Below are 12,750 nucleotides of genomic sequence, written 5' to 3'. Positions count from 1 at the left end.
GTCAAAAGGAAGACGCCAGGAAGGGGCCGCGGTGGAACCCGGTGGGCGCCGCCCCGACGTCATCGTCGTCGGAGCGGGCGGCAGCGGCGCCGTCCTGGCGGCGCGGCTCAGTGAGGACCCCGGACGCGAGGTCCTGGTCCTGGAAGCCGGGCCGGTGCCCGCCTCCCGGACGGCGTTCCCGCCGGAACTGCTGGACGCGCTCACCGTGCCCGGTGCGCGGCCGGGGAGTGCGGCGGTCCGCGTCCACCCCGCCAGCCTCGGGCCCGGCATGCCCTACGAGGCGGCCAGAGGGCGCTACCTCGGTGGCTCGACGACCGTCAACGGCGGCTATTTCGTCAGGGCCCGGCGCGAGGACTTCGCCCGCTGGTCCGCGGACGCGGACGGCGACCTCTGGTCCTACGAGCGGGCGCTGCCGCTCCTGCGGGCCCTGGAGGCGGACCTCGACCACGGCGCCACCCCGCTGCACGGCGATCGCGGGCCGATCCCCGTGCGCCGCACCGGGCTCCGGCACCCCGCCGTCGCGGCGTTCCAGGCCGCCGCCCGCGAGCTGGGCTATCCGGACGAACCCGACAAGAACGCCCAGGAGGCGCCCGGGTTCGGCCCGCTGCCGACCAACACGGTGGACGGCCGCCGGATCAACACCGGGCTCGCCTACCTGCTCGGTGCGGCGGCCGACCGGCCGAACCTCACGGTGGCGGGCGACTGCCCGGTGCGGTCGATCGCCGTGCGCCACGGCAGGGCGACGGGCGTCGTGACCGGGCGGGGGCTCCTGGAGGCCCCGGAGATCGTGCTGTGCGCGGGCGCCTTCGCGTCCCCGCATCTGCTGCACCTGTCGGGCATCGGCCCGGCGGACGACCTGGCCCGCGCCGGCATCCGCGCCGTCCACGACCTGCCCGCCGTGGGCGCCGCGCTCAGCGACCACCCGCAGGTGGTCGTGGAGTGGACGCCCCGGCGGCCGGTGGACGGACCGTCCGGCTCCTGGCTCGGCGGAGCCCTCCACCTGCGCTCATCCGGCGGGAACGCGGCCGGGGACCTGGAGATCCTCCAGTCGCTCGTGCCGATGGCCGGGCTGCTCGGCGGAACGGCCTCGGCGCCCGGCGCGCCGCTGCCGTTCCTCGTGTCCGTGCAGACCCCCCGGACCACCGGCGGGCTGCGCACCGTCTCGGCCGACCCCGGCGTGGCGCCCCGCGTCGACTACGGCTACCTCGGCACCGAGGCCGACCGGCGCCGGATGCGCGAGGCGGTCCGGGCGGCGGCCGGCGTGGTGGCCGCCGAGGCGTTCGGCGCGGTGTCCGGCGGCCTCGCCGAACTCGCCCCGGAGACGCTGCACGACGACCGGCTGCTCGACCTCTGGATACGGGCCCGTCTCGGCACGGCCCAGCACACCTGCGGCACCGTCCCGATGGGACCCGCCGGCGCCCCGTCCTCAGCCGTGGACGCCCACGGCAGGGTCCACGGACTGACCGGCCTCCGCGTCGCCGACACGTCCATCCTGCCGACCGCGCCGCTGCGCGGCCCGGCCGCGACGGCGGTCCTCATCGGCGAGGTGATCGCCCATGCGATCCGCCGCGAATCCGGCTGAGCCGCCCGCCTCCGGCGTTCCTAGGCTTCCTCCCCGGGAGCGGCCCCGTCCAGCATGGCCGCCAGGCCGCCCCCCACGTGCCGGATCGCCTCGTCCAGCAGGTCCGAGAGCGGCGGCGGCGTCTCGCACGACAGCCACTGCTCGTAGGCGGAGACGGCCGCGGCGAGGGTGACGTGCCCGGCGAGCCGAGGGGGCTGCGCCGATGCCGGCAGGCCGGTGCGCCCGGCCACGAAATCGCTGATCACCGCGCGCCACGCCGCGTAGCGCAGGGTGCCGTCGGCCTGCAGCGTCGGCACGCCCAGGATGAGCTCCATGCGCTGACGGTGCCAGGGGACGTCGGCGGGGTCGTAACGGTTGAACTCGACGACGGCGGCGCGCACCGCGTCCATCATCGGGGTGCGCGGATCGGCCTCGTCCAGCAGCTTCCGCAACCTGCGCAGGTGCGCCTCGAAGTCACCCCACACCAGGTCGTTCTTGGAGGAGAAGTAGCGGAAGAAGGTCCGCCGCGCGATCCCCGCCGCCCGCGCGATGTCGTCGACCGTGGTCTCCTCGAAGCCCTGCCGGGCGAACAGCTCGAAGGCCAGCCGTTCCAGGGCGGCCCGTGAGGTGACGCGCGGCCTGCCCATGACCGGTTGGAGGGCCGCCTCGCGATCGTCCGAACTCACAGGCACCAGGCTCCCACCCTTCGCCCCTCAGTATGGTCGGATCATGCGTGCCGGAATCGAGGCGACCGCGGCCTGGGCCGAGAGTGGAGCGGTCGCCCTCTCCGGCCGTCCGGGCGGCCCGCCGCTGCTGCCTCCCGGCCGGGCCGCGGCGGTGGCGCGGGAACTGGCCATGCGATTCGCCGCGACCACCGGCGCGCCCCCTCTCGACGGTGGACGGCTGCTGTCCGAACGCGCCGCGTTCACCGGTCACCGCCGGCGTGGGCGGGTATCGGCCGGCGGCGCGAGCCGCCTCCTTCCCACGGCGGACGGCTGGGCCGCCGTCTCCTGTGCCCGGCCCGACGATCCGGCCCTGCTCGGCGCGCTCGTCGGCGGCGACGTGGGAGACGATCCCTGGCCGGCGGTCGGGTCGTGGCTGCGCGGGCACACCGGCGCCGAACTGGCCGAACGCGCCGCACTGCTCGCAATCGCCGCCGGGCCCGTCCGGCCGCCCCAGAAACCGGTCGGCCTTCCGGAGCCGCTGGCGCCTCGCGCGGTCGAGGACGCGCTGGTCGTCGACTTCAGCGCCCTGTGGGCCGGGCCGCTGTGCGCCCACCTTCTCGGCCTGGCCGGTGCGCGCGTCGTGAAGGTGGAGACGCCCGCCCGCCCGGACGGCGCCCGCCGGGGCGACCCGGGGTTCTACGATCTCCTGCACGCCGGCCACCGCTCCGTCGTCCTGGACCCGGCGACGCCGGCCGGACGGCGGGCCCTGGCGGCGCTGGTGCGGGCGGCCGACATCGTCATCGAGGCGTCGCGCCCCCGGGCGCTCGCCGGCTTCGGCCTGGACGCCGAGGCCGCGGTCGCCGGCGGGACCCGGTGGGTCTCGATCACCGCGCACGGCCGGGCGTCCGAGCGCATCGGGTTCGGCGACGACGTGGCCGCCGGGGGCGGGCTCGTCTGCCGTGACGCGGACCTGTCCCCGCTCTTCTGCGGGGACGCCATCGCCGACCCCCTGACCGGTCTCACGGCCGCCGTCCTCGCCGCGACCGCCCCACCGGACGGCGGCGTCCTCTGGGACGTGTCGATGACGGACGTGGTGGCGGCGACGCTCACGCCCGGACCTCCGTCTCCCAGCAGGGCGGCCTTCCCCCACCGCGGCGGATGGGCGCTCGAATCGGACGGGGGCGTCGTCCCGGTGGCGCGGCCCGTGCCGCGGAAGCCGGGCGGCTCCGCTCCCGCCCCGGGCGCCGACACCTCGGCCGTCCTGCGGGAACTCGGAATCGGGACTCCATGACCCCGGCCGAGACCGGGGTCCTGTTCCGGAACGCCGAGGTGGCCGGGCTCGGCCGGACGGACGTCCGCGTCGCGGGCGCGGGCATCGCCGAAACCGGCCGCGATCTCGCGCGCGGGAAGGGGGAGCGGGTCGTCGACTGCCGTGGGGCGGCCCTGATCCCGGGCCTGTGGGACCACCATCTGCACCTTCACGCGATATGGGCGTGGCGGCGGTCGGTCCCGTGCGGTCCGCCTTCGGTCGGCGGGCGGTCCGCCCTCGCGGCGGCGTTGGACGCCGCGACACCTGACGAGAGCGGATGGGTCCGGGGCGTCGGTTACGTCGAAAGCGTCGCCGGTGACCTGGGCGCCGCCGCTCTCGACGCGCTCCGAGCCGACGTCCCGGTGCGGATCCAGCATCGAAGCGGAGCGCTGTGGATGCTCAACTCCGCCGCCGTCCGGCAGGCCGGGCTCGCCTCGGGCGGCCCCCCGGGAATCGAGCGCGACGCGCGCGGGAACCCGACGGGGCGGCTCTGGAGGGCCGACTCCTGGCTGCGCGAGCGGCTGCCGCCCGCCCGCCCCGCCGACCTGAGCGGCGTCGGGTGGGAACTGGCGCGGCTCGGGATCACCGGCGTCACCGACGCCACGCCCGACCTCACCCCCGAGGCGATCGCCTCGATCGAGGCCGGAGGGCTTCCCCAGCGTGTCCACCTGCTGGGGAGCCCGCTGGGATCTCCGCAGGGCCCGAACCCGCGCGTGACCACCGGCCCCTACAAGATCGTCCTGGCCGATTCGGGCCTGCCGGGCCTGGACGATCTGGCAGCGCGCATACGGGCGGCGCACGACGGCGGCCGGGCGGTGGCCGCGCACTGCGTGACCCGCGAAGCCCTGCTGCTGTTGCTGGCCGCGTTCGCCGAGGCCGGTGCGCGGGACGGGGACAGGGTCGAGCACGCCGCCCTCGTCCCGCCGGACGTCGTCGACCGGCTGATCTCGCTCGGGCTGCGGGTCGTGACCCAACCGGGCTTCATCGCCGACCGGGGCGACGACTACCTGCGCGACGTCCCCGCCGACGACCGCGACGACCTCTACCGCTGCCGCCGTCTGATGGGCGCCGGCGTCCCCGTCGCGCTGTCGAGCGACGCGCCCTACGGGCCGCTCGACCCCTGGCTGGTGATGGACGCCGCCGTCCGGCGCCGCACGAGATCCGGGGCGGCCGTGGGCCCGGACGAGTCGATCCCCGCGTCCGCGGCCCTCCGCTCGTACCTCTCGGCGCCGGACGATCCGGGCGGCTCGCCGCGGCGGGTCCGGCAGGGAGCCCGCGCCGACCTCGTCCTGCTCCACACGCCGCTGGACGAGGCGCTGCGCTCGCGCGACGCGGGAGCCGTCCGGCACACCATGATCGCCGGCCGGATCATCGACCCCTGAGCCCCGCCTCCCATGCCCCCTCAGCCGCTTGCCGCCGGGGCGGTCATCGCCCGCCCGCCTTCGTGAGGACCATGATGTTGCTGGGAGTGTCCAGCTGGATGCGGTGCCATCGCCGGTGGACGGCGGACGCGAACAGATCGATGGGGACGACGGTCACGCCGGGACGCCCTTCCTGCCGGTGCGGAGCGCGTCGTCCGCGTCGCCGCCCGGCTCGGCCTGCGAGCGTGTGCCCGTCCGGGGCAGGGCGGTGAGGGCGATGAGGACGGCGGCCAGCACGAGCGCGGCGGCGAGGGTCAGGCCGAGCGCGTACCCGTCGTTGAGGGCGGCGGGGGTGAGGCCGTCGCCGGTGCGGCTGTGCGCGGCGGTGCCGAGGGCGGCCAACCCGAGGGAGGCGCCGATCTGGCGGGAGCTGCTGAGCAGGGCCGAGGCCGTGCCGGTCTCGTGGTGCGCGACGCCCGTGGTGGCGGTGGACACGACCGGGGCGAGGCACAGCCCGATCCCGAGGCTGCCGACGACCGCGGGGCCGAGCACGTCGACGGCGTAGCCGCCGTCCGGGCTGATCATGCCGAACCAGGCGAACCCGGCCGCGGTCACCAGTCCGCCGGCGACGAGCAGGGTCCGCGGCGCGAACCGGTAGCCGAGCTTGACGGCGAGGACGGAGCCGGCGATCACGCCGAGGGCGAACGGCAGGAACTGGACCCCGGCCAGCGCCGGTCCCGACCCGAGCACGCGCTGCAGGTACAGCGACACGAAGTAGAAGGCCGAGGCCAGCGCCGAGCTGACCAGGAGGTTGTAGGCGTTGGCGCCGGCGACCGAGCGGTTGGCGAACAGGCCGAGCCGGACCAGCGGTTCGCGGGCGGTCGTCCGCTCGACGAGCAGGAACGCGGCCAGCAGCGCGGCGGCGGCCGCCAGGGTCGCGAGGGTGACCGGGGAGGTCCACGGGTACCGGTCGGTGCGGACGACGCCGAACACCAGCAGCGTCATGCCCGCCGTGGCCAGGACGGCGCCGAGGACGTCCGGGCGGCTGCCGCGCTCGGGGGCGCTCGCGGCGACGCCGCGCCAGGCCAGGGCGAGCGCGATGGCGGCCATCGGCACGTTCACGAACATCACCCAGCGCCAGCCGGCGTACTCGGTGAGCAGCCCGCCGATCAGGACGCCGAAGGCGCCCCCGGCGGCGTTCACCGCGCTCCACACGCCGAAGGCCCGGACACGGGCCCGGCCCTCCGGGAACGTCGTGGCGAGCAGCGCCAGCGCGGCCGGGGCCAGCGCGGCGGCCCCGATGCCCTGCGCGGCGCGGGCGGCGACCAGGTGGCCGGGTTCCTGGGCGAGGCCGCCGACGAGCGAGGCCAGTCCGAACAGTCCGAGTCCGGCCAGGAGCACCCGCTTGCGGCCGTACCGGTCGGAGGCCTTGCCGCCCAGCAGGAGCAGCCCGCCGAAGGTGAGCGCGTAGGCGTGGATCACCCAGGTCACGCCGACCGCGCTGAAGCCGAGACCGGTCGCGATCCGCGGGAGCCCGACGTTCACGACCGACAGGTCCAGCGACACCATGAACTGCACGACGGCCACCACGGCGAGCGTGACCCCGGGTCTCGGGACCGGCGGCGACGGCCGGCGTTTTTTCGGGCCCCGGTCAGGTGACCCGCTGTTGTCTCGGATCGTGTGCATGCCGGACATGGTGTTGTCCGGGCAGGCCGGCGGTCATCGTGCCAGGGGAGACTCCTGTGAGGCCCGACTACTCCGTGGGGAGTAGTGGTCTATCGCGACGTGAGGCGGAGGCCCTTGGCCAGAAGAACGCCTTAATCTACCGAGATGACCTTTATCGGCGGATGGCGGCCGCTTGTTCAGGACGTCCTGCGCGCCGTGGTGGTGGCGGTGCTGCCGACGGTCTTCGTGCTCGCCGCGCCGGGCGCCGGCGCCGTGGATCTCGTGCTCGTCGTCGCCGGCTGCCTCGCGCTCGTCCTCCGGGAGCGCGCGCCCCTGGCGACACTGCTCGTCAGCACGGCCTGCATGCTCGCGGTGACGGTGCACGTCGAGCCGGGCCCGTCGGCCGTCTTCCCCGTGCTCGTGGCGGTGTTCGTCGCGGTCCAGGCCGGCCACCGGCTGGCCCCGGCACTGGCGGCCGCGGCCTTCCTCGGCGCCGATCTGGCGGTCAACCTGCCCGGCACCGGCGGTGCGCTGGAGGATCTGGAGAACACCTCGCTGCTGCTCGGCTGGTTCGTGGCGGCCTCGGGGGCGGCGACGGTGGCGCGGCACCGGCAGGCGTACCTGGAGGAGGCCGAGCGGCGGGCCGCCGAGGCCGAGCGCACCCGCGAGGAGGCGGCCCGGCGCCGCGCGGGCGAGGAGCGGCTGCGCATCGCCAGGGAACTGCACGACTCGCTCACGCACAGCATCTCGATCATCAAGGTCCAGGCCGGGGTGGCCGTCCACGTGGCGCGCAAGCGCGGCGAGGACGTGCCGCCCGCGCTGCTGGCCATCCAGGAGGCCAGCGGCGACGCCATCCGCGAGCTGCGCGCCACCCTGGAGGTGCTGCGCGACTCCGACGGCTCCGACGGCGAGGCCGCGGCGAGCGGCCTCGACCGGCTCGACGACCTGGTGGACCGGGCCCGCTCGACCGGGCTGCCGGCCACGGTCACGGTCTCCGGCACGCGGCGCGAGCTGCCGGCCGAGGTCGACCGGGCCGCGTACCGGATCGTCCAGGAGGCGCTCACCAACGTCTCCAGGCACGCCGGCGCGGCGGCTGCCGAGGTCCGCGTCGACTACGCGGACGGGGAGCTGGTCGTGCAGGTCGACGACGACGGCAAGGCCGGCCCGGACGCGCCGCCCGTGCCCGGCACGGGCCTGCTCGGCATGCGCGAGCGCGTCGCGGCGCTCGGCGGCCGGCTGCGCGCCGAACCCCGCCCGGGGGGCGGCTTCACCGTCCGCGCCGAACTTCCCCTGGAGGGGGCGCGGTGATCCGCGTGCTGCTCGTGGACGACCAGGCGCTCATCCGCGGCGGTTTCCGCGCCCTGCTGGAGATCGAGGACGACATCGAGGTGGTGGCCGAGGCCGCGAACGGCGAGCAGGGCGTCGCGCTCGTCCACGAGCACCGGCCCGACGTCGCCCTCGTCGACATCCAGATGCCGGTGATGGACGGCATCGAGGCGACCCGGCTGATCGCCGCCGACGAGCGGCTGGCCGGCGTGCACGTCGTGATCCTCACCAACTACGGCCTGGACGAGTACGTCTTCAACGCGCTCCGCGCCGGCGCCTGCGGCTTCATGGTCAAGGACACCGAGCCCGCCGACCTGCTGCAGGGCGTCCGGGTCGCGGCCCGCGGGGACGCGCTGCTGTCTCCCGCGATCACCCGCCGGCTGATCGGCGAGTACGTCGCCCGCCGCCCGGGGCCCGCCCCCGGCGCGCTCGGCGTGCTGACCAACCGCGAACGCGAGGTCACCGCGCTGGTGGCCCGGGGCCTGTCCAACGACGAGATCGCCGCCCACATGGTGATCAGCCCGACGACCGCGAAGACGCACGTCAGCCGGGCGATGACCAAGCTGCGCGCCCGCGACCGCGCCCAGCTCGTGGTGTTCGCCTACGAATCAGGGCTCGTCACCGCGCGGCGTCCCTGACCGCGCGCCCGGGTCAGGAAGGCGGTCAGTTCGGCTTCGTATGCGGCGGCGGCCTGTTCCCGCTCTCCCCAGGTGCGGCGGGCCAGGGAGACGAGGTCGGGGGGCTTGCGGAGGACGCTCCGCGCCGCGCCCGCCGCGACCTCGGCCAGCTCTTCCGGCGGGCAGACGACGGCGGCGTCGATGCGCGAGGCCGGGATCCGCTCGGAGGTCAGGAAGGCGCGGCTCGCCATGGCGGGCGGGAGGAGGCGGCGCAGGACGGCCTGGCCGACCGTCACGCCCACGTCGAGTTCGGGGAGCTTCAGCCAGGCGCCGGACGCGATGACCGGGACGTCGGCGGCGGCCAGGAGCAGGGCTCCGGCGCCGATCGCCGGGCCCTGCGCCGCGACGACCACGGGCGCCGGGCAGCGCAGGACGGCGGCCAGGGCGGCGACGCCCGTGGCGAGGCTCTCGCCGTCGGGCGGTTCGCCGCGGTCGTGCCCGGCGCTGAAGACGTGGCCCGTGGCGTCGATCAGCAGGCACTCGTCCGGGCGCATGGCCGTGCAGGTCTCGGTGAGCCACCGGTAGGCCGCCGAGTTCAGGGCGTTCACCGGAGGGCGGGACAGCGTCGCCCTGACCAGGGCGCCCTCGCGCCGGACGCGCATCAGTAGGACCTCGGCAGCGACAGGCGTTTGTGCGCGACGTGGTTCAGCAGCATCTCGGAGCTGACCGGTGCTATCCGGAAGAGGCGGACCAGGCCGTGGAGTGTGGCCAGGCCGTACTCGCGGGACATGCCGTTGCCGCCGAGGGTCTGCATGGCGGCGTCCAGGGCGGCGGAGGCGGCCTCGGAGGCGGTGAGCTTCGCCATCGCCGCCTCCACGCCGCCGGTCTCGCCGCGGTCGAAGGCGCGGGCGGCCGAGGCGGTCAGGAGGCGGGACGCCGTGAGGGCCGTCTCGGCTCGCGCCAGGGGGTGGGAGACCGCCTGGTGCGCGCCGATCGGAACGTTCCAGACGGTGCGCTCGCGGGCGTAGGCCGCGGCGACGTCGATCGCGTACCGGGCGATGCCGTTCAGGAGGGCGGCGCTGACGATGCGTTCGGGGTTGAGGCCCGCGTACAGGACCGCCATGCCGGCGTCGGGGCCTACCAGGGCGGACGAGTCCAGGCGGACCTCGTCGTAGAAGACGCTGTACTGGCGCTCGGGTGAGAGGATCTCGACCTTGATGGGGCTGCTGGTCAGGCCAGGGGCGCCGGTGGGGACGATGAAGACCTTCAGTTCGTCCTCGCCCAGTTCGTCCTCGGCGCGCGCGACGGTGAGCAGCGCGTCGGCGTTGTCCACGTGGGAGACGTAGTACTTCTGGCCGGAGAGCACCCAGGAATCGCCGTCCCGGCGAGCGCGCATGCGGATGTTGTGGGTGTTGGAGCCGGCGTCGGGTTCGGTGATGGCGAAGCCGAGCACCCGGGAGCCGTCCGCGAGGCCCGGCAGCCACTCGGCCTTCTGGGCGGGCGAGCCGAAGCCGTCGATCATGGTCGCGCAGACCGCGGGGGAGAGCGCGACGAGCATCAGCGGCAGACCGGCCTCGGCGATCGATTCGGCGACCACGGAGAGCGCCTCGACGCCCGCGCCCGCTCCGCCGTGCTCCTCGGGGATGCCGGCCCCGAGGGCGCCGATGCCGCCGAGAGCGCGCCACAGCTCGCGCGCGTTGTCCCCGGCGTCGGACGCGCGGACGTAGTACTCGTGCCCGAATTCGCGGCAGGTCCGCAGGACGGTCTCGCGCAGTTCGCGCAGTTCCGCCGCCGATGGTGTCGGACGCACACAGGCCTCCCGTAGGTCGGGTCCGGCCCGGCCCGTTCCTCCGCGTGGCGGAGCGCATCGCCGGGCGCGTTACGTGGATGTAAAAGACTGATGTATTGCACCCTAGGCTACGGCCGAGTCTCCGGTCGAACCTCTTTCACCAGGAACGAAGCCAACGGGGGGCTTGTCTTCGCCGGACTTCGTCCTGCAAACTCTGACGTATTCACCCCCCGTTCCGGCGAGGGGTGCCCGGTTCGCCGATCAAGGCGATCAATGAGGAGACACCATGAGAGCAGCCCTGCGTAGCCATGCGGTTATCGCGGCCCTCACGGCTTTGGCCCTGACAGCGACGGCCTGCGGGTCGTCCGATTCGGATACGTCAGATGCTTCGGGCGGAGACACCTACACGATCGGCGTCCTCAACTCGACCACCGGTGCTCTCGGGGCGGTCGGGCAGCAGGAGGCCAAGGGCATGCGGCTGGCCGTCGAGGAGATCAACGCGGCGGGCGGCGTCAAGGGCCGCAAGCTCAAGCTGGAGGAGGTGGACGACCAGGGCTCGGTGAACCTGACGACCGCCGGGTTCAAGAAGCTCGCCACCGACACCAAGGTGCCGATCGTGATCGGCCCCGGCATCTCCGCGAACGCCAAGGCGGTGGCGCCGCTCGCCGACCAGTACGGCGTCACGCAGATCCTGCTGGTCGCCCAGCCCGACGTCGCCAACGGCACCGAGCACGTCTTCCAGACGCCGCTGCCGGGCAAGGCCAACTCCGAGGCCATGGTCGAGTACGCCAAGACCAAGGGCGCCAAGAGCGCGGCGATCATCTGGGCGAACAACCCGTACGGCCAGGCGGGCAACGCCGACATCTCCAACGCCGCCAAGGCCGCCGGGATCTCGATCGTCAGCTCCGAGGGCTTCGACCCGGGCAAGTTCGACTTCACCGCGCAGGCGGGCAAGGCGGCCGGCAAGAAGCCCGACGCGATCTTCCTGTACGGCGCGGGCGGCTCCAGCGACGCCCTCGTGCTGAAGAGCGTGGGCGCGACCGGCTACGACGGCCACATCATCGGCGACCTGACCTACTCCGCCGACTTCATCCCCGAGACCGCCGGTCCCGCGGCCAACAAGGTCGTCTCGCTGACGGCGGTCAACTACGGCGCGCCCGAGCCGGAGACCAAGAAGTTCCTCGACGCCTACCGGGCCAAGTTCGGCGACGAGGCCACGGTGCTCGGCGCGTACGCCTACGTGGCGGTGAAGCTCGCCGCCGCGGGCATCGAGAAGGCCGGCGCCTACAAGGGCGACGACATCTCCAAGGCGATCGAGTCGCTCAACTACAAGAGCATCGTCGGGACGCTCGCCTACACCGACAAGTACCGGGGCGGCCCGAGCGCCGACGCCTTCAAGCCGGTCACCTTCAAGGACGGCAAGTACGCGGCCCCGGACCAGGGCTGATCCCGTCCCGCAGCCGATGACGGCGGCCGGGCCCGCACCGGCCCGGCCGCCGTCCGTCCCAAAGGAACCAGCCCGTGCGCATCATCGACCTTCTCGTCTCCGGTCTCACGCTGGGCGCCGTCTACGCGCTCGTCGCCCTGGGCTTCCACCTCGTCTTCAAGATGACGGGGGTCATCGACTTCGCCCAGGGCGACAAGGTGATCATCGGCGGACTGATCGGCCTCACCCTGGTCAACCGGGGGCTGTCCACGATCCTGCTGGTCGCGCTGATCGTGCTGGCCGCGGGGATCGTCCTCGGCCTCGCCTATGACGCGATCGTGATCCTGCCGACGCAGGGCAACGGGCCCATCGCCGCGATCGCGGCGACCGTCGGGATCACCCTGGTGTTCGCCAACGGAGGCCAGATCATCTGGGGGCCGGACGGCAAGCCCTTCCCGCCGGTGCACGGCGGCGCCCTCGAACTCGGCGAGCTGCGGGTCGGCTACCAGGACCTGCTGATCTGGGCGGTCGTCCTCGCCGTGGGGATCGGGCTCGCGGTGCTGCTCGGACGGTCCCGGACCGGCCGCGGCATGGTCGCCGCCGCGACCGACCCGCTCGCCGCCACGGCGGTCGGCATCAACGTCTCGCGGATGCGCGCCATCGCGTTCGCGCTGGCGTTCGGGCTGGCCGCGCTCGCCGGCGTGCTGGTCGCGCCGATCACCCTCGCCGGCGGGGCGCTCGGCACGGCGCTGACGCTGAAGGGCTTCACCGGCGCGGTGCTCGGCGGCCTCGCCAGCACCCGGGGCGTCCTCGTCGGCGCGGTGCTGCTCGGCGTGCTGGAGAGCGAGCTGGCCGCGGTGATCCCGAACAGCTACGTCGACCCGATCGTGCTGCTCGCCCTGATCGTCATTCTGCTAGTGATGCCGAACGGCCTGTTCGGCCTGAGGAGGCAGCGCCTTGCCTGACAAAGCCTTGCCTGACAACGCACTGCCTGACAACGCACTGCCTGACAAAGCACTGCCTGACAAAGC

General features: G+C 74.4%; 11 protein-coding genes. 7 read left to right on the top strand and 4 right to left on the bottom strand.

Features of this window, described 5'->3' with window-relative positions; genetic code table 11:
• The first annotated feature begins 31 nt into the window (after positions 1-31).
• Positions 32-1,582: a mycofactocin dehydrogenase MftG gene (gene mftG, locus SM418_RS07000; protein WP_371939829.1), complete on the top strand. Its 1,551-nt coding sequence runs from the start codon at positions 32-34 to the stop codon at positions 1,580-1,582.
• Positions 1,583-1,602: 20 nt separating this feature from the next.
• Here the strand turns inward: mftG and mftR are convergent, their stop codons facing one another.
• Positions 1,603-2,247 (bottom strand): mycofactocin system transcriptional regulator MftR, encoded by a 645-nt coding sequence (gene mftR, locus SM418_RS06995; protein ID WP_371939828.1) that lies wholly within the window; start codon positions 2,245-2,247, stop codon positions 1,603-1,605.
• Positions 2,248-2,290: 43 nt separating this feature from the next.
• Here mftR and SM418_RS06990 point away from each other — a divergent pair, with 43 nt between their 5' ends.
• A complete protein-coding gene (locus SM418_RS06990) occupies positions 2,291-3,517 on the top strand; it encodes a CoA transferase (protein WP_371939827.1) in 1,227 nt (408 codons plus the stop codon).
• The gene (locus tag SM418_RS06985) at positions 3,514-4,917 is read left to right on the top strand and encodes an amidohydrolase family protein (protein WP_371939826.1); all 1,404 of its coding nucleotides are present in this window, start codon (positions 3,514-3,516) and stop codon (positions 4,915-4,917) included. The genes SM418_RS06990 and SM418_RS06985 overlap by 4 nt, the downstream gene beginning before the upstream one ends.
• Before the next feature lie 153 nt (positions 4,918-5,070).
• Here SM418_RS06985 and SM418_RS06980 read toward each other — a convergent pair whose 3' ends face one another.
• Positions 5,071-6,483: an MFS transporter gene (locus tag SM418_RS06980; protein WP_371939825.1), complete on the bottom strand. Its 1,413-nt coding sequence runs from the start codon at positions 6,481-6,483 to the stop codon at positions 5,071-5,073.
• A 243-nt stretch (positions 6,484-6,726) separates the two neighbouring features.
• Here SM418_RS06980 and SM418_RS06975 point away from each other — a divergent pair, with 243 nt between their 5' ends.
• Positions 6,727-7,869: a sensor histidine kinase gene (locus SM418_RS06975; protein WP_371939824.1), complete on the top strand. Its 1,143-nt coding sequence runs from the start codon at positions 6,727-6,729 to the stop codon at positions 7,867-7,869.
• Entirely contained in the window at positions 7,866-8,525 is a 660-nt protein-coding gene (locus SM418_RS06970) for a response regulator (RefSeq protein ID WP_371939823.1), read from the top strand. Before SM418_RS06975 ends, SM418_RS06970 begins: the two co-directional genes overlap by 4 nt.
• Here the strand turns inward: SM418_RS06970 and SM418_RS06965 are convergent.
• Both SM418_RS06965 and SM418_RS06960 read right to left on the bottom strand, forming a co-directional pair.
• Positions 8,489-9,166, bottom strand: a complete 678-nt coding sequence (locus SM418_RS06965; protein WP_371939822.1) for an enoyl-CoA hydratase-related protein — start codon at positions 9,164-9,166, stop codon at positions 8,489-8,491. The two genes, SM418_RS06970 and SM418_RS06965, sit on opposite strands and share 37 nt — an antisense overlap.
• Positions 9,166-10,314 carry an acyl-CoA dehydrogenase family protein gene (locus tag SM418_RS06960; RefSeq protein WP_371939821.1) on the bottom strand — a complete coding sequence of 383 codons (1,149 nt, stop codon included), beginning with the start codon at positions 10,312-10,314 and terminating at the stop codon, positions 9,166-9,168. Before SM418_RS06960 ends, SM418_RS06965 begins: the two co-directional genes overlap by 1 nt.
• A 265-nt stretch (positions 10,315-10,579) precedes the next feature.
• On the opposite strand from SM418_RS06960, the gene SM418_RS06955 reads away from it, so the two are divergent.
• A complete protein-coding gene (locus tag SM418_RS06955) occupies positions 10,580-11,740 on the top strand; it encodes an ABC transporter substrate-binding protein (protein ID WP_371939820.1) in 1,161 nt (386 codons plus the stop codon).
• A 74-nt stretch (positions 11,741-11,814) separates the two neighbouring features.
• On the top strand, positions 11,815-12,684 hold the full coding sequence (locus SM418_RS06950) for a branched-chain amino acid ABC transporter permease (protein ID WP_371939819.1): 870 nt from the start codon (positions 11,815-11,817) through the stop codon (positions 12,682-12,684).
• Positions 12,685-12,750: the final 66 nt, after the last annotated feature.

Origin of the sequence: Actinomadura chokoriensis, from assembly GCF_041463665.1 — a bacterium.
In the GTDB taxonomy this organism is placed as follows: domain Bacteria; phylum Actinomycetota; class Actinomycetes; order Streptosporangiales; family Streptosporangiaceae; genus Spirillospora; species Spirillospora chokoriensis_A.
The sequence above is the reverse complement of the archived record's forward strand: the minus strand, read 5'-3'. Positions and strand labels throughout refer to the sequence as shown.

Excerpts from the sequence above, each read along its gene's own strand:
- SM418_RS06990 (WP_371939827.1), top strand. The coding sequence starts at position 2,291 with ATGCGTGCCGGAATCGAGGCGACCGCGGCCTGGGCCGAGAGTGGAGCG.
- SM418_RS06975 (WP_371939824.1), top strand. The coding sequence starts at position 6,727 with ATGACCTTTATCGGCGGATGGCGGCCGCTTGTTCAGGACGTCCTGCGC.
- SM418_RS06985 (WP_371939826.1), top strand. The coding sequence starts at position 3,514 with ATGACCCCGGCCGAGACCGGGGTCCTGTTCCGGAACGCCGAGGTGGCC.
- SM418_RS06955 (WP_371939820.1), top strand. The coding sequence starts at position 10,580 with ATGAGAGCAGCCCTGCGTAGCCATGCGGTTATCGCGGCCCTCACGGCT.
- SM418_RS06965 (WP_371939822.1), bottom strand. The coding sequence starts at position 9,166 with ATGCGCGTCCGGCGCGAGGGCGCCCTGGTCAGGGCGACGCTGTCCCGC.